This is a genomic window from Lysinibacillus sphaericus OT4b.31, from assembly GCF_000392615.1.
Taxonomy (GTDB): domain Bacteria; phylum Bacillota; class Bacilli; order Bacillales_A; family Planococcaceae; genus Lysinibacillus; species Lysinibacillus sphaericus_B.
Window position 1 is genome coordinate 1909863 of sequence record NZ_KB933398.1, and the last position, 24007, is coordinate 1933869.

At 34.4% G+C, this 24007-nt stretch carries 17 protein-coding genes; all 17 read right to left on the reverse strand.

Features of this window, described 5'->3' with window-relative positions; translation table 11 throughout:
* Positions 1 to 20: 20 nt before the first annotated feature.
* The 17 genes from H131_RS08750 to H131_RS08830 all read right to left on the reverse strand — a co-directional run bounded on the left by H131_RS08750 (position 21) and on the right by H131_RS08830 (position 23992).
* Complete coding sequence (locus tag H131_RS08750) at positions 21 to 2333, reverse strand: LamG domain-containing protein (protein ID WP_010858745.1); 2313 nt, start codon at positions 2331 to 2333, stop codon at positions 21 to 23.
* A gap of 44 nt (positions 2334 to 2377) precedes the next feature.
* The gene (locus H131_RS08755; RefSeq protein ID WP_010858746.1) at positions 2378 to 3313 is read right to left on the reverse strand and encodes a LamG domain-containing protein; all 936 of its coding nucleotides are present in this window, start codon (positions 3311 to 3313) and stop codon (positions 2378 to 2380) included.
* A 1-nt stretch (position 3314) separates the two neighbouring features.
* On the reverse strand, positions 3315 to 4499 hold the full coding sequence (locus H131_RS23045; protein ID WP_010858747.1) for a discoidin domain-containing protein: 1185 nt from the start codon (positions 4497 to 4499) through the stop codon (positions 3315 to 3317).
* A 49-nt stretch (positions 4500 to 4548) separates the two neighbouring features.
* Complete coding sequence (locus H131_RS08765) at positions 4549 to 5685, reverse strand: discoidin domain-containing protein (RefSeq protein WP_010858748.1); 1137 nt, start codon at positions 5683 to 5685, stop codon at positions 4549 to 4551.
* A complete protein-coding gene (locus tag H131_RS23050; RefSeq protein WP_010858749.1) occupies positions 5686 to 6894 on the reverse strand; it encodes a discoidin domain-containing protein in 1209 nt (402 codons plus the stop codon).
* 23 nt (positions 6895 to 6917) lie between these two features.
* A complete protein-coding gene (locus tag H131_RS08775; protein WP_010858750.1) occupies positions 6918 to 7982 on the reverse strand; it encodes a discoidin/SUN/FTP domain-containing protein in 1065 nt (354 codons plus the stop codon).
* 36 nt (positions 7983 to 8018) lie between these two features.
* A complete protein-coding gene (locus H131_RS08780; RefSeq protein WP_010858751.1) occupies positions 8019 to 8348 on the reverse strand; it encodes a hypothetical protein in 330 nt (109 codons plus the stop codon).
* A 23-nt stretch (positions 8349 to 8371) separates the two neighbouring features.
* Entirely contained in the window at positions 8372 to 8968 is a 597-nt protein-coding gene (locus H131_RS08785) for a hypothetical protein (RefSeq protein WP_010858752.1), read from the reverse strand.
* A 101-nt stretch (positions 8969 to 9069) separates the two neighbouring features.
* Complete coding sequence (locus H131_RS23055) at positions 9070 to 9813, reverse strand: hypothetical protein (RefSeq protein WP_010858753.1); 744 nt, start codon at positions 9811 to 9813, stop codon at positions 9070 to 9072.
* Between the two features lie 56 nt (positions 9814 to 9869).
* Positions 9870 to 11036 carry a hypothetical protein gene (locus tag H131_RS08795; RefSeq protein ID WP_010858754.1) on the reverse strand — a complete coding sequence of 389 codons (1167 nt, stop codon included), beginning with the start codon at positions 11034 to 11036 and terminating at the stop codon, positions 9870 to 9872.
* Between the two features lie 27 nt (positions 11037 to 11063).
* Positions 11064 to 11549: a PAAR domain-containing protein gene (locus H131_RS08800; protein WP_010858755.1), complete on the reverse strand. Its 486-nt coding sequence runs from the start codon at positions 11547 to 11549 to the stop codon at positions 11064 to 11066.
* Between the two features lie 12 nt (positions 11550 to 11561).
* Entirely contained in the window at positions 11562 to 15356 is a 3795-nt protein-coding gene (locus tag H131_RS08805) for a phage tail spike protein (protein WP_010858756.1), read from the reverse strand.
* 24 nt (positions 15357 to 15380) lie between these two features.
* Positions 15381 to 16022, reverse strand: a complete 642-nt coding sequence (locus tag H131_RS08810) for a phage tail domain-containing protein (RefSeq protein ID WP_010858757.1) — start codon at positions 16020 to 16022, stop codon at positions 15381 to 15383.
* A gap of 10 nt (positions 16023 to 16032) precedes the next feature.
* The gene (locus tag H131_RS08815) at positions 16033 to 16722 is read right to left on the reverse strand and encodes a hypothetical protein (protein ID WP_155242385.1); all 690 of its coding nucleotides are present in this window, start codon (positions 16720 to 16722) and stop codon (positions 16033 to 16035) included.
* Positions 16676 to 17287, reverse strand: a complete 612-nt coding sequence (locus tag H131_RS23060; protein ID WP_010858759.1) for a distal tail protein Dit — start codon at positions 17285 to 17287, stop codon at positions 16676 to 16678. Before H131_RS23060 ends, H131_RS08815 begins: the two co-directional genes overlap by 47 nt.
* Positions 17287 to 23313, reverse strand: a complete 6027-nt coding sequence (locus tag H131_RS08825; protein ID WP_010858760.1) for a peptidoglycan DD-metalloendopeptidase family protein — start codon at positions 23311 to 23313, stop codon at positions 17287 to 17289. Before H131_RS08825 ends, H131_RS23060 begins: the two co-directional genes overlap by 1 nt.
* A gap of 157 nt (positions 23314 to 23470) precedes the next feature.
* Positions 23471 to 23992: a hypothetical protein gene (locus tag H131_RS08830; protein WP_010858761.1), complete on the reverse strand. Its 522-nt coding sequence runs from the start codon at positions 23990 to 23992 to the stop codon at positions 23471 to 23473.
* Positions 23993 to 24007 lie beyond the last annotated feature (15 nt).

Genomic DNA, 24007 nt, shown 5'->3' on the forward strand with positions numbered 1-24007 from the left:
CTTATCACATTGTATTGTGATTAGGCTTTGTCTGCTCTCACGATTATGTCAAATGAACCGTTAGCGTCAGGCGTTGCACCTAATTCAGATTTTAGTCGAATGAAGAATGGCATTTCTTCGTTATTTTTTAACACACCACTTAGTCTTAAATCAGGATGTGGTGTAAATGGAGATGAGCTTGTACTGAATTGACATGTCATTCCTGTAGGGAAATTTGCTGTGTTAGCGTATAAATGTACATTCTTAACATCATAGCCATATTGGTTTTTAAGTATTACTTCATGTTCAATTGTAGTTTGACCTGCAATGATAATACCGAAGTCAAGATACTGTAGAACCTCACCAATCTCACTAGAGAAGTATTGACCATACACATCCTTGAACATAAGACCTGAATATGTTCCTATGAACTGAGTTGACCAATAATCAGTAGTTCCAAAGAAATCTTGAAACTCTACTTTTAGAGTGTTCCAATCATCAATTCTAATATCTTTACTACCGATTACTAACTCAATGTTCTGAGGTGAGTCACCTAGCTTAGTGAAGCTTCCATCAGAAGGGTAGAAGTGACCGTTGTTTAACAACACACGATATTGAACACGAGTTAAATCATCATCACTTAAAACACCTTTAAGAACATTACCATCAACATCAAACGAAATATCAATCTTTGCAGTAGTGTTTAAGATATATAAACTTGTGTCTTTAATTGTTGTAGTGTGTCGAGGAAGATAATCTTCATAAGAAATGTTTTCAGCAATTGAAGTAATCGTATCACGAGGGTTGTCTTTCAAGAACACACCAATGTTCAAGTATTTTTCTTTCCATGTACGCCACTGAGTATCAGCGATGTTGTTTAAGTCTGTATGTTTCATACCGTTAGCTGATATTGCTTGCTCCGTAGAAGCATCAGAGACAACAAACTTTTCTAGTTTTTTATCCCACACATACCATTTATCAGGTGTTTCTCCACCAACAAAGTAACGAGCTTCATCACGATATGATTGAGATATATCATTGACGAACACATCATCTAAAGAGCCATATAAGCGTTTAGGATTGACCAATTTGATGAACTGAGGTTGTGGTATAGCTTTCATATCAAGAACCCTCTGAGCAGTATCAGAACCTTCCTCAGTCCATGTTACAACCTCAAAGTCACCTTCAAGTTCGTCAATAGGCGACCAATTAGCTTCAAGAATTAAATCAGCTTCATTTACAGCTTCATCATCTGTGTAATAAAGAACCTCAACACTGTCGCCAAATTCATCATAAATATCAAATGGCTCAGTAGTTGTTGATACGATAATATCGTCTGTTGTTTCTGTGTACACTAGAACCTCAGGAAGTTCACCAATGTAATCATAGACACTATAAGGTTCAACACCTGTTTCAAATGACACTAGCGAAGTGTCTGAATCAGTGTAATAAACTGCTTGAGCTGTATCACCTAAGAGGTCTTGAGCTTTGAAATCCTCTTTGTTTAACACTACAGAAGCAAATTGCTTGTCTTCAAAATCAGACCACATAATCACTGACTTATTCCCTGTTAGCTCTTTCCATTGAGCTTCTGTGATATGGTCTAGATTGTTCATACCATGTTTAATGAAGTTTTCTTCTGAGTTTGTTGTTGTTTGCCAAGAAGTGCCATCATGGTATTTGTATTGTGAGTTGTGTTGAACAAGGTATTTATCAGTGATAGGGGAGATTACTCTATCGTAGATTTCTATTGAATCTAGTTCTCCATTGAAGAACTGACCTGTTTGTAAGTCTGGGTAGTTGCCTAATATAAAATTACGTGTGCTTGCTGTAACTTCTAAGCCTGTTGATGTATTTTTATTAGCAGGCTTTGTCATATCATCTATATAGAGCTTTGCCCCATCAACAGATGTATCTCCTGTCCAAGTAAATAAAATATCATGCCATTTATTATCATTTGGTATCGTTGCTCCGAAGTTAATTAGAGTTCCTGTATTTTGAGATACACTAAATCCTATTGCTCCATTATTTCTCAATAAGACATTGAATGAGTTCTGTCCATTATATCCATTCGCCATAACCCAAGAGTAATTTGTTGGTAATGCTCCTAGTTTTATTTTGAAGCGTATGCTTTTTTTTCCTAATGGTACGAAAGAAGGTGGGAAAGAAGCTGTTTGATTAGTACCATTAAAGCTCATAGCATAACCTTTACCATTCCAACCTGTTACACGAGTAGGGGTGTTATATATAGTGCCTGTATAACCACCAATAGAATCCATAGCATTACCACTAGGTTCATCAAAACCGATAAAGGCTTTACCATATTTACTTAAATTATCTTTTGTATTAGCCATTGTATTGACCTCCAATATTTTTCCATATTAAAAGGACAACCAAATTAATAGTTGTCCTCAATCATTGCTGTTTTAAAATCATCACTAATAGGAATAGTAAACATTCTACCTTTTCCTAATGGGGTTCTGTTATTAGTCACAAACTCATATTCAGTTGTAGGCTTAGTGAAATCAATTGGTTGTCTATCAACTGCTGAATCAATCTCTTTTATTACGCCACCTTGAGCTAACATCCTATATTCTACTGTGCTAGGAATCTCTTTTACACGATTTGAAGTAGGGGATAAAACAAGGTTTTTATTGTCTGTTGTTTTGACTACTAAGCGCTTTTGTTCGAAGTCAGAAGGGGTGAGAGCTTTACTGTAGATTTGTAAATCATCTAATTGACCTAAATACCATTCTTGATACCCACTAACATTTAAGTATCCCAGTCTCAGTGGGTTCTTAGGAGTGATAATATTTGCAATAGACCGATATATTCCAATAAAGGTTTCATCAATATATAATTGAATCACATTACTTTTTTGAGTCAATATTAGCTCATGCCATTTATTATCCCTATAATCATAATTTAGAATTTGATTTGTAATTATTGCACTTGTACTGTTAAGCCAATATAAGACTCTTAAATTACCGTCTGTTTTATTGATAATTACTCCAAAACCATTGATGTTTAATGCCGAAGAATCTAATTGACGCCCTGCTGTAAATAAATATCCTCCACCATTTGTTGGACATTTAAACTTTATCTTTATTGTAAATTCTTCCAAAGTAGATGGAGTGTAGTCTGTTACGACATATTGACTACTTCCATTAAAATTTAACGATGAGTCTTTACCATCCCAACCCATAGCTCTCGTTGCACCTGTAACAGTACCAACATATCCCCTACCTAATTTATCATAAATATTTCCACTTATTTCATCAAAACCGAACCATGCGAAACCATATTGTGCCATTAATTGCTCTATTGTTGCCATATTATTTCACCTCTCTCTTATATCCAAATCTCATCTCTCTTATTCCTGTCCAAGTAGCTCCACTATTTTCAATGATAAATATTCTATAATATCTATATTTTTGAGTGTTTTTAAAATCAACTGTCTTTATTGTCTCTGTATCCCACGTTTCATTGACAGCTACCAAGTCTGTGAAGTCAGTATTGTCATTGGAACCCTGTATTTTAAACTCTTTAGGATGATAAGTAATTTTTTTAGTTGTCATAGGAAAAATATTGACAGCGTTAAATGTCTGTGGGCTATTAAAGTCTAATGTAAGCCAACAATTAGATTTTCCAGATGCTGTTGTACACCAATAATTATCTGTTGTAGAATCTCCATCAAACGCTTTCCAAGCAGTATATGTGGTATCAAACTCACTACTAGCACTAGCTATTAAAGGAGTAGGAGTGTTGTGAGATGTCATCTTAGTTTCATACCAAGTATAAAGAGGTTTAAAATTATCATCTTTTGCTTCTTTAATATTTAATGAATTTACTCTATTGATAGTCTGTGTAAATAATTTTCCATTAGGAGAAGGAGTATTATTTACGTAGATTATCTTGGTGAAGGGTACATCTAATTGAATATACTTACCTTGCTCAATCCCATTCTCAATAATGCTTTCAGTTGTGTTGTCAGGAAGATGAATTAGAGTATTATCTAACAGAGAATAGTGTTTATTTGTTGTTGGGTTTTTTGTAATTAACTTCTTATAAGGCAATCTCAACTCTCCATTGTCATTAATATCAACTGCATCAAGTCCAAATGATGCATATGTCGATGTTATCCCTGTGTTCAGTGTGAAATTTTTAATTACAACCTTGTGTATTTTATCTTCTAAATCCACCTTCTCAAAAGATAATACAGTGTAGTCATTGCCAAAATTACATCGTCCATTAAACTCTACATCATCAATATATACACTGAATTGTGAAGTTCTAATCGTAGGATGGTTTGGTGATAAAATCCTCAATGAAGTACCTTTAAAATAAAAATGGATTTCTCCAGCAGTGGATATTTTAGGGTTAAAAGAGGTGGTGCTGTTATACGCACCAGAAACATTCTCGTGAGTGAAAGCTCCTATATATTCAATTGCGCTGTCTATGTCGTCGTATCTTCTCCAACCATTCTCAGGTTGTAGTAGTTGTTGACCAATTATTTCCATTAGTTACCATTCCTTTTGCCTAATTTATTTTCCAAGCAAAAACTCAGCACTAATTAAAACCAATGCTGAGTGGTTTTCTATTTAGTTTTTTCTCCCAAAGACCTGATTCATTCTCTGATACAGCGTCTTGAAGAATATAGTTTTTAGTTGCCATCGGTTGATTCGTATTTAAAAATGACGGACTACCGTAATTCATGAAGTTTTGTTTAGAAAGAGAGGGTATTTCATAGGCTACTATACCATTGCCACTATATCCTACTCTAACTTCGCTAATCCCTATATATGGAGCACCATTATTAATCTCTACGAAAATTCTAACATACCGATATGTTCTAAGTGAAAAAGAGAATATTTTTATTTCTTCTACTGTCCAAGATAAGTTAGTAGCAACATATAAGTCATTCCAAACAGTATTATCATTAGAACCTTGAAGTCTCATATTTTTTGGATTAGCTGTAATTGCATAAGAACTAGTAATAGCAGATGATATTCCTTGGATACTAATAGAATCAATTCGTTTCTTTTCTCCTAAGTCTATAGCAAGCCATTCATTTGCGTTGCCTAGTGAGAGCCAAGATGTCGTGAGGTTATTGTCGAATGCTTTCCAAGCGGGGTAGGTAGTATTGTAAATTCTACTTGCGCTAACAACCAATGGAGCAGGAGATGTATTAGATGTCATTTTAGTTGCATACCACATATCATTGAATTCTAGCGAATGATAGCTATTGTTCTTTTTAAATAGTGTCTTATATGCTGGTTTTTGCACCGTATATACTAAGGTTCCAAAATAACATCTCTTTCCAGAGAACCAAGAACTCAAAGAGTCAAATCTGTAATATTTATATATAGTATCATTGTTAACTGTAATATTTATGGGGTTTCTGTCATTAGCCTTAGAACCTGTGTATATAACATTGAATGATACATTATCATGAGAGCCAGATATTTTATAGTCTCGCAATCCAGAAGCTAATCCTGATATATAGTCTATACCACCAATCTCAAAACTTTTTAGTATAGCAGGGATTTTCAACTCTGCTGTAACATAGACATTACCTTGTGCATCTACTCCAGAAGCGTTCCATCTATTGTTATTATTGCCATCGAACACTACTTCTCCACTATTGCCACTTGTAAAGGTTTGGGAAAAGTCTTCCATATATAATTTTTTAGTGTTACTATCCATTTATTTCACCTCAATGCTTTTAATATCAAAATATTTTTTTAAGTTTATAGATGCACTAAAAATCTTGCCATAGCCCTCTATAGTATCACTTACATCTGTCATGGGTAAAGGTTTAATTTTCACTGTCTTACGATTCAATATTTCTAAGTTGTCCATGCCTTCATCTGCGAATTGCTGTTGTACTGGAAGTGTATTAGACACTGTATTCCATCCTGATTCCGTAGCTTCTTTTTCTACTCCAAAGAACTCTATCTCACCAATAGCTACATACAAACCCCCACTAATTTCTGCAACATTCAGGCGGTATGCTTTATAGCTGTTTGCATTATCAAAGTAGAACTTTTGCTTGACACTTTGCACAAACACTGTAGGAATAGTTCTATCATATATCGTAACCCATTTAGTGCCATCATAACCCTGAACTTGCCACAACCGAGGCATTTCACCCATGCTATTGGTAGGCTGTCTACTTATCATAGATATACCTACAACCCTCTTAGGCTCTGTGAATTCATATGAAATCCATCCAGTTTTAGTTTGTTCAGGTGTAATCCACCCTACATTATTATTCCCATCGAAAGCTCTAAAAGCCTGATAACTGGTATTAAATACACTACTAGCTTTAGCTTCTCCAGACGGAGCAGTATTGGAAGTCATGATTGGAACTATTGTCCCAACTGTTGGAACCAGTGGTTTTTCCTGAATTAATATTTTATAATTACCATCGTGATAAATCATTGTTCTATTATCTGGCACGTGCTTGAACATTGCTAGTTCTCCTACTGTAACAAAGTTTCCAGATATAGTTTCTGTAATATTTAAACGATACATTAAGTACTCATCTGCATTAGTAAAGGTAAACTCTTTGATATTATCTTGAGCTAAAATCCAGTCTGATATATTCTTCCTAGTATCTAATATTGTCCAATTATTGCCATCCATACTTCCTTCAAACGTCCAACTTTTGATACAATGATATACATATGATGCATAATATTTTACTGAATACTTGTTTACTACTGTAGTAGATGGAAATTCATAGCTGAGAGTAGCTTTCCCTCCAACGTCAACAGCAGTAATCCATCTAGTATCTGCTCTATCGAATGCTAAGTGTGGAGAGTTGCCTTGACTAGAAGCTGAGCATTTTCCACTTGGAGATGTTGGAGATGTCATAGTAGGTATTAAATTCTCTGTATAATTTTTAAACATGCAATGTCTCCTTTCTTAAACTTTTATTTAACATTAATATTATCAATTCTAACCCATTCATCACGAGTAATTTTCTTTCTGTGTAAACTTCCTGTATCAGACCAAGTTGAATCAAGTGTAATATTATGTTGATATTCACGTTTAAGTTGTAATGACGTTGTTCCATCTACATAGAAATCTAGTTCTCCAATTCCTGTGTATGAATGACCATTATTGTCAGAAAAATTGATTCTGTAAGCATGAAACCTAGTTTTGTTTGATAATGCATATATTTTATCGGTATTTAATGTAGTCCAAGTTTGATTAGTTTGAGTATCTAAAACTTCCCATGTTCCATTAATACCATCTGTAGTATCATTGCTTCCTTGTAGAACCCAATTCTTAGGCATAGAATTTAAGTATGAACCTGCCATGCTTCTCACTTTATATTTCGTTACTGTTATTTTATTTTTGAAACAAAATCCTAAAAACCCTGTTTTTGTTCCACCAATTGCAACATAGCCCTCACTTGTATCTACTTTATCAAAAGCTTTCCAAGCAGGATAGTTGGTGCTAAATTGACTTGAAGCAAAAGCAAAACCTTCTTGCGAAGAAGTATTAGATGTTAATGTAGGAACAATGTAACGTCCTTGCTTGAGTTCTTTTTCTTCAACAAATTCATTGACTTCAAAGTCTGAGTTAGAGATGATAAAAACATCTGTAACAAACCCTGCAAATAAATCAATTCTGACTTGAATGTACTGCTTAGTGTCAGACTGAATTGTTCCATCTTCCGCAATTGCAGTCCAATCAGACCATTCTCTACCATTGTTTGACACTCTTGTTAATATAGCGAATGAGCTTGCTCCGTTGTTTGTATTAGTTGTGAATATTTTTTCGAAGTCTTGAAAAATATCTCCTAAATCAATAACATCAGAAGTCCAAGAACCTTCTTCTGCATAAATAGGGTTTCCGCTACCATCAACATCAACCTGAGCTAGCCTTAGATAGCCTGTTGATTTATCGATCTCTGTGTTTTCGTAAGTCCCAGAAACACCGATTTGTAAGCCTATTTCTTTTTTCTCTAAATTACCGCCTACAATAGTCATAAGAGCATGTTCCTTTCTTAATTATTCATAAATTGATTAAATATAAATTACACTACTGTCTTTCCTGTCTCCCGTGTCGATAGATTCTATCCCACCTAAAAAAGTTATTAAGTTACCATTTGCGTTAGTAAATGAATCTTTTAAAAATAGAACAATAAATGTTGCTTTTTTATCAGCTTTAAGCTCACCAATTCTAGCGGTTATGCCTTCGCTAATTAATATACTTACAAGTTTTTCTAGTGTGTATTTTCCTGGGGCCAGTGTGTAGCTAGTTTCTGTCGATGATTCGTATAGTGATAATTTATTATTAGAAGTGTTTATTTCAAACTCGTTTTTATCAGGGGTCTGTAGCCAAAATCTTTTCATGAAATACTTCCTTTCTTATAAAGTTATTTAATAGTCCAATTAATTAGCCCGGTTATGTTTGCATCTAAAGGAGCTTCAAAGCGTTCTACCTCGATTCCACTCGACTTAAAGATTAAGTGACCATTCAGGGACTTATTAGAAGTGAGCTTGACTTCAATAAATGCACTAGCATTGAAGGGGAGAGATACTACAGGTTGAAAGAAGAGTTGAACATCATTTTTTTGATAAACTGTTTTGTAACCAAAATTAATTGATTTAATATTCGAGCGTTGTATTCCTTGCGTATTACTATAATCGGTGTACGCTTCTTTATATGTGATAAGGTCTTTGTTTTCAAAGTTTGTTGTAAGATGATAAACTTCGCCGTTTTCATCTTCATAGGCAATGTCGATTCTGCGGCCATGAAGGTTAAATGAACCATCTGCGTTTTCATAGAAGAATTTCATCCCTTGACCAAACAAACCAAAACGAACAACCTGATTTTTCTGAATTAAATAAAAATCATTTTTTTTATGCGTAAGTAGGTCATACTCAGCGTAATTTTTTCCATTTGCATAATCAGCATTCCAGTTAAAAGGGATGTCGATTGCTTGTAAATTACCTGAACTTGAAAATAACATTACTGTTCACCTCATTGTATTGAGTTATTTTTTCATAAAAAGAGGGTAGGGGACAGCCCCCATACCCTGTTAAAAGATTGTTTTATTACATGTCTATAATCTTACACGTAACGGTAAGAAACACGTTGCACTAATAGGTTTTTACCTGCGCTTGCTGTAATTGGTACATCTGCATAGACAGTAACTTTTACAAAGTTACCGCCTGCAAAATCGGCATTGCTTCCATCATCTAATGTGTCATGTGCCAACCCTAATATTTCCTTAGCAGCAGGTGTTTTATCAATTTTAATTGCCATATACTCAATGTCATTGTCAGGTACTAAATTGCCTTCCACTTTTACCCATGAGGGTTCTGTTATATCTGTTGTACCAGCTTTAACTACTTTATAGATAAAACCATTTGCTACTGTAGGTTGTACATAAGTATCTAAAACTAAAATCGTGTTTTTTGACCACACAGAAGCATTTTTAGCGTTTTTGTTAGTTGTAGTACCATTTGTACCTAAATCTTTAGTACCTAATGGATTTTCAGTCCCACCTTTACCTACAGGCGTAAATTTAGTTTCATTTAAAGTGTCAACTCGTACATGGAACCAGTTATCACGTACAGCTTCAACAACTTTACCAACTGAATCCCCTGGACCACCTTCTCGGTCGCGAGTTGTAAATGTCACTTCCTCCATTTTTGAACAATCAGATTTACCCTCTCTATTATTCCAAATATAGAATGTTTTATGTGGGGATTCTGAATCTGCGTCAACAGTACCATAGTTTACTGTGTTGTTTACTTTGCTTGTCAGTTCGTTTGTTCCTTCATACCATGATACGATTGGTTCGTTTGTCATTATAAAATTCCTTCTTTCTAGTTAAATTAATTTTTTATAATAAAAAACTCTCCGAATCAATGAAGATTTAGAGAGTCGTTTAACACTATTTTTACATTGACCGATAAGTTTTGTGCATCGACAGAAAAAGAGGGGATAGTTAATCTGAAAATATCTCCTTTTTTCACTTTACGTTCTGTTAAAGCGTGTGCTTTATCATCAAGATAGTGGTTTTCGCCAATCACAACTGGGTTATCCGTGATATCGAGCCAATCCGTAAAATTAGCAGATTTTTGAATTTTAACGGGAGTTGGTTGAGCGCCTTTTGATGAGACAGAGGCTTTTACTTCTACAATTTCACCTTCGTAATCAAAGATAACATGAGGGTCTTGAACGCCTTCTAAGATATCTTTTGGAATGATGAATACAATTGTTTTCTCATTAACAAATTCAGTAATACCTTTAAGTTTTATATAATGCTCTTTGCTCATCAATCCGTTTAAAATTTCACTTGCTAGAGGAATGTTGCCCCCCAATGCATCGATAGGAATCCAGTCTTTTCCGTTCCATCTATAGCGGATGCCTGTATCAAAAACTTGCGTAGTCCATCCAACTTCAGGGTAAGGGAACTTTTTCGCAATATCGTTATATGTATTGACAAAAGGCTGATAAATTAGAACGGTTGTTTCATACGCGTCTTTTACTAATTCTGTAGCAACCTTTGCTTGCTGTGTTGCAATTAAAGCTTGGTCTGTGGCGTTATTGGAATTGTTAATAGCGATGACAAGACGTTTTAAGTACTCTTCATAAGTGTCTGTTCGATCTATTAATTCTTGTACTTGCGCTTTACTTTTTTCAATGATTTCATGCAATGATTCAGTGGCAGTTGTTCCATCATAATGAATGATACGAGTAGAAGGGTAGAGGATAAGGCCTCTTCCTTTATATATAATGGAAAGGGTCTCCGCTTCTTTTGACTCATGGACATAAACAAAGCCGTTCGTATAGTCAACATAAAATTCATTTTTATCGAGGTTGTGTTTTATAAAGGCCTCGTAGTTTATCTCAAACATGCCTGCAATACGTACTTTAAACATCTCGTCAGGAATTTCTAATAAGAATACTCGTTGATTTACTACTCGTGCAATATCAAGTCTATCGATAAAAGGATCGTTGGGCGTACCTTTTCTCCAAACGATATGGATAGGATTATTAAATTCTAAATAGTTAATAGGTAATGACAATTACTCACCTTCTTTCTTCATTTTTTTTCAACCTGAGAATACGTTGCTGGAACCTTCACTTATTGTAGGTGTAGAGCCTCCATGAGTAGTCACTTTGTCGCTTTTTCTGGCTAGTGGCTTGCCATTAACGAACACAGTCGAACTTCCTCCAGTAACAGAACCAGTGGCATCTGTATGAGAACCACTGTCATAAGACCAACCACTCGGAACTGAGTAGGTGTCTTTTTCTGACGTCTTTGCTCCTGAATATACTACTTCTTTTTCATTAACGAACACAGTCGAACTTCCTTCGTTTATTTCTCCTTCAATCGTTGCACTAATGTAATCGTATGAGTGAGAGGATGAAGGGGGAGTTAGAACACCGTAACACACGCCACCTGACCAAAATCCTGAATAATACTCACCGTTCATATAACCTGCTTCACAAGTATATTCATTCGGTTTTTTTACCTTGATATGACCCGTTGCATTGCTATATTGAATTTTATTTCCTTTCACTGAAACTTCAGGCATGTTACTTCCTCCTTAATTGAGGTCGATTCGAGACCCATTTACCTTAACTCCCGAAGTGCTGATGACAATTTTATTTTCTCCTACCGCTAAAGTAATGGCATTGGAAGCTTTGAAATTAATATTTTTGCCATCGAAGTTCATGGAGTGAGGTGTTTTCATTAGAATGGATTCATCGCCATTTTTAAGAGCAATTTCTCGTTTTTGGCCATCCGTGCCCACATAGTCAAAATAGAAGCCATCACTTTTTTTGTATTGGTATCCGACATTGTTTCCTGCGCCCGCATCTCCGCCTGCCCCCCACGTCATGTGAGGGTAAGCAGCATCTCCAGTTTCTTTCACTGTGATCGTGAGCTTATCTTTTTCAGAACCGCCATAATTTGTTTTAATTTTAAAGAAATTATCCTTAATATGAATAAAGTCTTGTGGTTGGTTGGAATTCAGTGTCTTTAATTTATTGACCGTTAAATCGGAAATATAACTTCCATCCACATCTTTTATCATTTCATCACTATCATTACCCATTATAAGAAGTTTTTTAGCGTAGATAAGGCCATCTTTACCAATCCAAATGCGCTTTTCACCTTTAACATCAATGGCGATGCCTTCATTGGCATTTAAGCGTATTTCTTCGCCGTTATTGCCGTTAATCGTAATACCTTTATTGTGGTCGAAAGTTATTTTCTCTCCTAAAAAACCGTCAACAATTTTTAAATTATGGGTCGTAATATCTTTGGCATAAAGCCTACCATCTGTGTCAACGTAGAATTTTCTATTGCCGTTAACATAAATTGAAATGGCTTCGTTTGCGTTTAGCCTTATCTCTTCGCCATTTCTACCAAAGATAGTGATGCCACGTTCCCAATTAAGAATAATGGCGTCGCCTAAGTTGCCATCTACAATGCGTAAGTTTTTTGTGACTAAATCTTCAGCATACAGTGTGCCATCTTCCCATTTGTCGTCATTTAATGTAGCAAATAATTTACTGACCCATTTATCATTCTCCCACTTTTGCAGAGCAAGACCATTAGTAGCATTCAGAAAAGCTCGGTATTTTCCATCACTGCGCACAGCTATAAAACCAAACTCATTCATAATTAAATTATTATTATACGCACCCATGTGAATACCTGAATAGAACAAGGAGTCTTCAATAGCTTGTCGAAGGCGAGTAGCTTCATCATAGTAATTTTTAAATTTTTGCACAAAAATACCACGATTCTCAATCGGACTCGTGGATTCAGTCAGTGGGTCAGTCATATCAATATTTAAATTTTGTGCATCTAAAAAGCCATTATTAAGAATCCTAATATAGCTTGAAATATAATTCATGAGTGCTAAATAAGCATCTTTTAAAGCACTTGTAGAGTACCTATCAGTTATAGAATAGACAGTACGGAACGTTTGAGTATCTGTATAAAATTTGCCATCAACATCTGTTTTATTATCTCGTTCACTTCTAATATACTTTTGCGCTTGTTGGAGAAGCAGCTTGTAGTCTGAATGTATTTTATATAATTCTTTAATAAGCTCTAATTTTTCAAGCGTAGTCAATTTTCCGTCTGCCACAATTTTGTCAAATAAGCCAATATCAAAGTAATTATTTTCTGCATCTAAAATTACTTGGTCTAGGTTATTTACGATTTTAATATTTTCGGCCACCATATTTCGAGAATACAACGTACCATCTGTATTAGCCCATAGTACTTTTTTCCAATCATCGCCGTCTTTTTTGCTGACTGAAAAACCTTCACAAGTTGTCAACGCTACTTTTGTTATCGTATTCCATGAAACAAGACCAAAACATTCAGCTTCTTGAGGAATTAAATTTCCTTCCTTATCTTTTTCATTGTCTGATACAAGCCCTAACCGCATGACTTCATCACCATTACGATTATAAATAGTGGTCCGTGAGCCTTGTGTCAGCCAAACACCTGATTCGTCTTCAATGATTAAATTCACACCCGAAATTATTTTACCGAAAATTCTCTCGCCAAAAATACCATCCTTCGAAATGGCGTGCTTCCATGAGTTGCCGTTATCGTTTGTGATAGCTAAAAATCCATTTTGTATCACTAGCCAACTTAAAGGGTCGGTTAAATCTTTTACTGTAATGCCGCGCTCATTGATTTCAATTTGCTGATTATAACCAGCCATTACGGCATTTTTTAAAGAGTCCCATTTATTGTTAATGATGTCGTTAATGGCCCCATTGTTTTTTTCGGAAAGATTCCATTTCCATTTTTCCATTTGGACGAGAGTAGAGGTATTGCCAGCCTTACTAAGCTGCTCTAACCAGGTGTTTTTTTCATCAATTTCGTTGGTGATAATAACTGAAATACTTTCTCGTTCAAAATCATAGGTAATTTCCGTTATTTTAGCTTTAATATCTACCTGCAATCTGTCATAACGAACGCTGACAATATCACCTAAATTGAGTTTGTCCCAATCATTTTGACATTCCACGACTGCTAAAAAATCAATCATATTCATATCTAATTTAATTTTTGGTTGTAAGTATTGTTTGAAAATTTCTTGTGCTTCTTCTAACAAATCTTGATCATCGACAATCGAGTCATTTGTATATTCTTTATCGATTTCGAAATTGGATAATTCAGCCAACTGCTCTTTTGAGAAATTATTTTCTCGTAGTAATTTACTTCTTAATCGTTCTAACTCATCTTGATAATTGCTTAATTGATAGTTTAAGTCTCGAATAAAGGCTTCTTGATTGGCAATCTCAGCTCTTTTTGCTTCTAGTCGGTTAATGATATCCAGGTGAGAAGGGGAGTTCGATTGAAAGTTAGCATTGGATAAATCTAATTCATCTTCTATGATAATTCTTTGTGTTTGTAGACTGCTAAGACGCTGTTCTTCAGTTTGAATAATGGAATTCTGCGTAGTGATAGAACTCGTTAAGTGAGTGAATTTTTCTGCTAATGACTCTACTAATGCATGATAATTTTCTAATGCAATACATAAGTCATCACTTAAGTACTCCGAATGGCTAATGACGACCCCATTTTCACGTTTAAAGGGGTAGAGGTAGAATCTAAAATCTTCTAAATAAGCCTGACCTGTGGGGTTTAACCGATGTATTGTCAGTCCATCTTGACCATAAACCTTTAATCGAGTGATTGTATCAATCGTGTTAGTAGACAAATTAAAGCTTTCTAAATATTTGCCATCACGGATATAAAACCCTTTATTGTTGCCAATATTATCAGGTCTATAGTAGTTTATTTCACATTTAAGTGTGTCCCAAACAATTAGAGCATTCCATAGGTTTGCTAAATCATAAATAATTTCTAGAATATTATTTGAGGATACTTCATAGCTGCGATAGGTTTCGAAAAAGCTATCGACATAACCAATTTTCCAATTAGTATTTGCTGAGGATAATATTTCGTTTGTAATTTGTGCGAGCGTTTTACTGACTACTTCAAAATCTCTAATATTTTTGTCGCTCAGTTGTACACCCAGCGATAGGGCGGAATACTGAATATACTCATCATCGCTATACGATTTGGTGGATTCATTCAATAAGAAGTATTCCGTTACAGGACCGAACTTCAGTTTAAATAAATATCGATTTTTAATCGTTTGGATATTCGGATTGTCCGTGGGAACACCATCTTGCAAAATAACTGTCGGTATTTTGAAAGATAATTCATTTAATACATTTAACTTCGTATTATAGCTAATATCATAAGCTTCACTAAGAAGTGCGATTGTTTTTTTATCGGGTCTACAGAGGAAAATTCTCGGTTGTGCAGCTTTTAAATCATAATTAATGTCACCTAATTTCACTTTATCACCCCCTTTCGCTGAAATTTATTGTTGAATAAATACATGTTGGTATCTAACATGCATATCGAAATCTCCATCTGCTTGAATGTAGTTTTTCCCAATCGTTAGTTCCAAAAATTCGTCATTGTGGTCATCATAGCGATAGACGCCTAAATATTGTCGATCTGATACTATTTCTTCTTTCTGACAATGAATAAAAACTTCTTCGTTATCAATTAAATTATGTAATTGCATCTTTTGATTTGTCATAGTATTCGTTATTTCTACGTTTCCATTGCCGTTCTTTTTTCTAATCCATACTTTAGGTTTTACCGTAAAATCACCTAAGTTTTCTAAAACAGCACATGGATCAAAACTAATAGAGAATGTTTGGATATAAGGTTTTTCATGCTCTTTAGTAGCACTCATGACGATTTTATATCTAAAGGACATTCCTTTGAGGCTGTATTGATCTAAAAGACCAGTATCATTGAAATTTATTGGCTGCCATGCTGTCCACTTAAGCGTATCGTAGGATACTGAATAATAAAATTCGACTTGCTTAGCATATACATTTACGGTAGTAGCGGCAATCGATGTCAAATATTTTTGTGCATGAGTAGAAATAGAATGTATGTTGGAGATATACGAGCCTTTTACCGTTGAAATGGAACCCCAATTTGTCATGTAAGCACCTCTATTCTATTTTACCAAATGGCCTAAATTCACAGCTGTTTCCAATACGTTTCCATTTAATGGTCTTCGCTTTTCGCCAAACGACAGAGCCATCAATGGAGGCAGTGTCATTTTGAATAGAAGACCATACGGGTTCATTTACTGAAGATAATCCTGCTGTTTCACAAATGTAGTAGTATTGTTTGCTACCATTAGTAGGATAAACAATATCCCCGACTTCATAGTTATAGTCCTTGCGCCAATTACTACCATTAACATCATAAAACTCTTGATGTAACCCTGTAAGGAAGGTAGGGGAGCTAGTTGAACTTTTGCCATCCACAACACACTCATATAAACCAACATTATCAGGCACAGCCTTTATTAAATCTCCTACGACATAATTCTTGTTAGGTTTCCAGGTTTTAGCATGGGTGCCTTCTCGCGTTGCAACCCAACCTATATGGCCGCTAATAGCGGGTGTTTTGTTCCATACAATATAACCAATCGGATAAAACGTGTTATCATGTAATTCTTCAATAGATTGAGCAGACGATTTTAAGTATTTTTCAAGTTTACTAAAGTTTTCACCATAGTTAACAATGGTTTCCTTGATATCATCCTGCTCAAATGTGGTCTCTGTTACAATTTTTAAGCCTAGTTTATCAGTAGTTTCCATTGCAATTGTCACCCCAATTCGTAGTGTTGGCATACAATATGCCCCATGTGTTATTCATTGCATCAATTGTTAACCCATTTGAAGTAATTTTCATATTATGACATTCTCCTTCCGCAAATGTAGTGATATCATCCTTTAATAAGTAACTTTTATTCGATTCTCGAAACTCTATCTTATCTAGTATATGTTCATGCGAATAGGTATAAGGTGAGTCACATCGAATCTTTAATTCTACATAACCTTGTTTGAGCCCATTATGTATGAGTGTTGAATCACCTTCTACAAGTGCATACATGACTCTATTAGGATTATGATCAAACACTAGTGGTTTATAATAGGGTTGGAGGAGCCAACGTGCAATTTTTCTTAAATCACTTTCATTTACCCAATCATCTAGATAAAAAGACAATTTAAAAGAGAGTGGTTCATGTTCCACTCTCTGAAAGTAAGGTGTTTCATTATTAGCGATTTTCTTTTCGATAATTCGCCGTGTTGGTAAAAAATTTTCTTCAAATAAATTACCTGAAGACCATCCTATCGTAACGCCCATATCTTTTGATGAGATATTATCATACATAAAATGAATAGATTCTAACACTAATTTCTCATCCCCTTCTTACGTAATAAGTCATCGTTAATCATTTTGCTAAATTTATTGAGATCATTCATATCGCCATTCATTTTATCGATGTTAAATTCGATGTTGATGTCTCCGTATGTTGCAGCAGAAGCGGCTTGAACTGTACGGAAGGTATTGCTAAATTGCGGCATTCTATCTAATATTGGTCGGAAGAATACGCTAGCTCTATCCATTATATTCGCCATTGAAAGTAAGTTTTTTGTGTCGATAGGGGAATGAATTAATTCATTTGGATGGACAATCATCGCTTTCCCACCTAAACCGTCAATACCATTGCTAGAAAAATTCGTCATTCCTCCTTGTAAGGCCGAAGCAGAGTTATTAAAATTGTATTGAGTCCCGGCTATTCTTAAGGCATTTGCTTTATCTATGATAAGATCCTGAAGTTGGGGAGTTATTACTACTTGCTTCGCTTGCTCCATAAAATAGTTACTTAATTTAAGTAGATCTTCTTCAGATAGTTTATTTATGTAATTATTAAAATCGATATCTGTGGGGATCTCAGAATTATTTTTTCTGCCTTCTTGGGCCAGATTGTGAGCCTTTTCTCTAATACTTGCTTTACGTACAGAGTTTGGTTCTTCTTCAGCAAGAACATCGGTCATAAACTTCCCTAACAGTACTTGCATATCACCTTCAATCAGTGAAGATTTGTTTTTATTATTGCTAATATCATCCGAAGAACCATACTCACCATTTTCTATTTGTGATGATTTCTCAACCTGATTCATTAAATCTAATGCTTTTTCTAATTCCTCAATAATATTTTGTCTGATAGAGGTTCCAACTTTATCGAATGTTCCAGTTAGTGTTTTCTCTAAATCGGGCATGCTTTCGGTTAACCAATTTTTAAAATCGCCAAATTCCTGTTTTAATGAAGTGAATTCTCCATCGCGAATTTTCTTTCTAATTTCTTCGAATTTACGTTCATCATTTAGTCTATCAGTATAGAACTGTTCCCAATATTTCTTTTTCTCATCTATTAAGTTTAATTCTTTTTCATGATATTCGTTCTCTAGCTCTTCCTTTTGACTCATTTCAGTTTCTTTTGCTTCTAATTGCTCATTTAATGATTCTTTCCGTAATTCTATTTCACGGTCATGGCGTTTCTCTGAAATTTCCTCGTCAATTTGAGCAAGTTGCTCTTGTAAATTTTTTCGTTTAGATTTAGCCTCGTGAGAATTATCTAGCAGCAATAAATTGTATTGTCCTTGGATATCATTGCGCTCTTTTTCAAGTTTAGCAATATCCTGATCATAATCACGCTGGGATTCTTGCTGGTCAATTAGTTTCAATTTATCTTGGATATTTTTTCTAAATAAATCCATTTCATCTTTATAATTGTCCATGACAGTGTCGTGACGGTCATTTTCCCGCTGTATCTCGTCATCGATACTTTTTATATGTGCATCCCGTTTTTCTTGTATGTATTCTTTATAGGCATCAATTAATTTATTTGCTAATTCTTCTTGTTTTTTCTTTTCGTCTGCTGCAAGTTCCGCTGTTAAACGAGCCCTTTTAAGATCCAAAGCTTTAAGGTCTGCCTCTGCTTTTTTTAAATCCTCAGGAAGCAAACTGAGTTGTAATATATTATTTTTGGTGGTGTTTATTTGGTTTTTAATACTTTCTATTAAATTTTTTTGCTGTTCTTTTTGGAATTTACTTTCACGAATATATTCATCGGAGACTTCATCAAACATGGACTGGATAATTTTACTTCGCTCGATTGAAAACTCAATATTATCATTTTTCTCATCATATTGAGTCTTAATATTAATCAATATTTCGTAATTCTTTTCTCGAATTTCAATATCTAGCAATTTTATTTCAGTTGTAAGCTGTGCATATCGCTCTTTAAGCTGCTCTAAAACTTCGCCTGAATGCTTGCCACCTGCAATCTGCTGTTGTAAATATTGTAACTCGCTTCGATTAACTTTTTGTTTTTGATTCATGTAAATGGTCATCAGTTGCAATGTCTTGGCATATCTAGCAGAATTGGTATCTAATTCTTTTATTTTAGCATTTTCATATTCTAGCTGTGATTCTGGCATGCTGCGTTGATAGTCAAACGTATCGAGTTTGTTCAAAGCCAATTGTGAAATGGCATTATTGGTGTCTAACATTTCGGTTTTCAATTCCAATAATCTACTTTTCATTTCATCTAGCGTGATTGCAGAAAGAGAGCCATTTTTAATTAATCCTTCTAAATAGACGAGTTCCTGATTATTTACGGTTTGTTTTTGCTCTAAATATTTCGTTTGTAGATCGATTGTTTTCGTATATCGACTCGAACTTTTATCAACCAATTTTAGCTTGGAATCCTCATAATCCAAATTAGATTGTATATTTCCTCGCTTCCAATCAAATTGAGATAACTGAGAGTCTATAATGTCTTTTTCAATTTTAGCAATTAGCTCTTTTTGATTAAGAATGTCACTTTGTATTTTGAGCAACTCGGATTTTGCTTGGTCGATTGCTTGTTGCGTTGTTTCTACAGCAGTCGTACTGCTTGAGCTAATAACTCCTGATTTTGCATTGTTCAGGTATTCGGTAGGATTAATCGGTGTGTTCCTATTTTTATTAATTTCATAATGTAGATGGGAACCTGTACTATTTCCTGTTGAGCCAATTGTACCAATTTGTTGTCCCGCTTCTATAGTAGTTCCTATTTTAGCAATACTTTGTTCAAGGTGGGCGTAAATATGTTTTAGATTATTAGCATCTTGTATAACGACGATATTACCGTAAGATGAATGATAGTCGTTATCATCTTTACCTGCTTTTCCGCTAGCGATTACTTTACCACTAATATTTGCATCTAATCGCGTACCTTGTGGCATAGCGATATCAATCCCACGATGATTGTCTGCTTTACCATTTAAAACTCTGTTGCCGTAATTACTGGAAATTTTACCTGACCAGCCACTTAACTTTTGAGCAGATGTTGTTGCGGAGGAGGTATTTGAAACTGTCCCTGTTTTATTAATCTTCCTTGCAGCAATTTGAGATTTTATTGATTTTTCTTGACCCTCAATTAAAGAAAGCTTTCTCTTTTCAAGTTCTATTTGTGCTTGAAGTGATTTTCGATACGCTTCGGAATGCTTTGGTAGGGAAGATTGGACTTTAACTTGTTTTTCAATCTCAAGATTTAAGTCCTCTAGGGTTTGTTTGTATTTGTCTGTAATATAGATGGAATCTTTGGTTGTTTTATTGGAAGACTTTGATGTCTTTGTAGAATTTTTTGTAGATGAAATAGATTTATCTAAACTATTTGTAATTGAGCTTAACTGTTCACGCCATTTATTCAATTCTGTTGTTTTTAAAGCTATTTCTGCCTCTGGTGGGATCACAAAAGAATGCGCCTGAGGCTTTATACTTCCATCTTCAATACCATCGAGAAACCCTTTGTTTGTCATTTTAACGCTTTGTAATAGGATTATTGCCTGTATTTCACCTTCGATGATTTTAATTCTTTTTTGAACTTCTGAAGCCAAATCGAGTGTCGTTTGTTGTTCATTAGTTAATTTTCCTTCGCGAGCTAATTTATAGGCATTTATTAGTGTCTCGTTTACTAGGTTTTCAGCCTGTATGGCTTTTATTTTTTCTTCACTTAATTTTATTGCTTTACCGTCTTGATCAAAAAGAAAAGGGTAGAGTGTATTCAAACTACTCATGATTAAATCACGAGCTTGTAATGTATCTACAAGTCTTTGTTCTTCAGCCGTTAAATTACCTTTTTGACTAAGATTGCGAATTTCTTCTTCAGTATGTCCTTTTAATTGATTAGTCAACATCTCATATTGGAATACTAAATCAGAAGTTTCATTCACTTTATTTTGTGATACTCTGGCGAGTTTTTCGGACGTAGTAGTAAGTTTTTCTACTTCACCCTTGTAGTCAAAAACTCTTGCTTTTGCTTCAGCATATGTTGAATTGTGAACCTTCATTTCAAGGGATAATTCTTTTTGAGTTTTAGTAGTATCTTCGAATTGTTGATTTAATGATTTCATTATGCTACTTACTTCATCTTCGCTTAATCCTAGCTTTGACAGTTCAGCAGTCATGTTTGATATTTTATCTTTAGTTTCATTAGCCATTGAGTCAAAAGTGTCAGATGTAGCATTCTCCATGTTTTGGAAAGAACTCACCATATCATTTATTAATGTATTGGCGTTTTCATTTGAAAATAAAGATGTTAACGATTCTTGTAAAGTATCTAAATCACTTGCATCTGTTACGTCGATTAATTGTGCAGCAAAACCTTCAGCATTATTTTTGACACTATCAGTTAATGCCTTATTTTGTTCTATTATATGAGCTATATTAGAGATATAGTCGGATTTTTGTCCTAAGACTTGCTGTTCCAGTTTAGAATCGATCTCAATAATTTCATCCATATGATGTTGAATAGCGATACTTATATTCTTATAATAATCTTCAAAGGGGTTTTTATAATCTTTTTTATATTCTTTTTTATATTCTTTTTTATCTTCTTTTTTAACTTCTTTTTTCGCTTTAGACTCAAGATTATTTAATTCTTTTATTTTGTTTTCATAATCTTCAACTGATTTTAGGGCAGATTTTCCATTTTCCAAAAAATTGATATTGTCGTCCGAAACAAATGAACGTTGTGCATTATCTTGTAAGCTTTTAGCTATTTCAACTTTTCGATTTTCTAGTTCGGAAATAGTCTTTTTTCGTACTTGAATATCTTCATTACGATCTTCCTGGGCTACTTGCCCAGCTAGTTGTGCTTCAATTGCCTGTTGTTCTTTCAATAGACCTATTTTTATCTTTAATGCTTCCGATGAACCAATGATTTTATTCCCAAATTCGTCTTCACCTGTAACGATATGAGGTAAAATTTCTCCAAGTTGATTAGAAATTTCACGATATTCGGCAAGTACAGACAAATCTGTATTTCCTAATGACATAGCATTTTCTAATTCAGCGTATCTAGTGGATAATGTATTAATTTCTGTAGCATTTGAAGTAAAAGTATCCAAAATATTCATTTGTTCAGCCGCTAATTCTGCTGTTTTTTGTTTTGCTTTCTCACTGCTTTCAATTATTTTTCCAAGCACGAAATCGATACCTGCTAGAGCTAAGCCAGGTCCAATCGTTGAAAGCAGACCTTTCCCAATAGCTGCTATACTTGTTCCAGCTCCAGTAATCTCTCCATATGCATCCTTTGCTGTTTTTGATACCTCATACACGCTCACTAAGTCATCTATAAGAGACGTTGAACTTTGTGAGGCTTCTTTAGTATTCTTGCCAAACTCCACAATAGCTTGATTAATGCTTTCTAGTTGGCTTGGGATTTCAGAGATGCCTGCAATTTGTATACCTTCACCAAATTGAATATTATTGATTTGAGTATTTAAATCTGAAATTTGGTAGGTTAATTGTTCGAAATTGGTGTTGTTTGCGTAGGCTTTATTTAACTCATAAATGTTATATAAATTTGCTTCGAGCGCTTGCAGGTTTTGTTGTGTTTCTTGAATGCCATTTAGTTTAAATTGGTTAAAATTGATTGTTTCTATTTCAGTTTTCAGTTGTGTCAATAGCTGCTCTAGTGATTGTAAATCGCCGCTAGGAATGCTTGCTAAACGCTTGTAAAATGATTTTACATTTAGATTTGCATCACCGATGGCTTCATTTAGCTGGTCTATCGATTTTACTGAAGTGGTCACTTGCTGTTTGAATTCATCGAATAGTGAAAGGGTAGGAGATGATCCAGTTCCAACATCCTGTAATTTTTGGTTTAACGCGTCTAAATGTTGTTGTAGTGCATTAATTTGTTTTTCGTATTCAAGGAATAGTTGCGTATTGTGACCTTTTACATCTAAGTTTATCGTTAGAGCGTTTATATTTTTTAATCTCTTTATATATGTATGTATATTTTTTCTTGAAACCGCGTCATTGACTCCTAGAGCGACTAATAAGTCCATTGGTTTTTTAGTTTGTCCACCACCAATACTCAATCGATTTTCCCTCCTGATTTATAGATAAACATAAAAAAACAGCAACTTTAACAGTAGCTGTAATCATCTGTTTATCGTTTTATTTTTTTCGAATATGGTTGAATATCCTAAAATGTTCAAGTACCCACCTAAAAAGGTAGGGGAGTAGTTCAAAATTTTAACGATTGCTAAGTGAAGGCTCTTTTATTAGTTTGTCTTTGTCAGTAGACTCGATTTTATTGATTAGCTCTTTTTCGAGTTCTAAAAACTGCATACTTAAATTGAGTCGTTTACTAATTTCTTCTAGCACTTTTGAGATTTCCTGCATCGTAAACATTTCCGTTAAGAATAGGTCGTACCAACCAATCTCTACTAGATTATTCATAGTAGCAAAATGACTTTCAATTGGTTTATCTTTAAGTTCAGTTTTTAAATCAGTAAAATGCTTGATCACTAAAAAGAGGACATAGTGTTGTAATTCATGGTCATTCTTAAAGAAATCTAGGTTATTTTGCTGCACATAGTCAATGGTACTTGCTAAGTCATTTATTAATATCGTTACTTTACGTTTACTGAATTTAGGATAGTAATAAATGAATTTACCCTGGTCTTTATCAATGTGAAATTTTTGTTTTTTATTGAGCTCATCCGCATTTTGTTGAATATCTGCTAATGTTAGTTTCGTTTCACGTTTAGCCATTTTTAGACTCCTTCT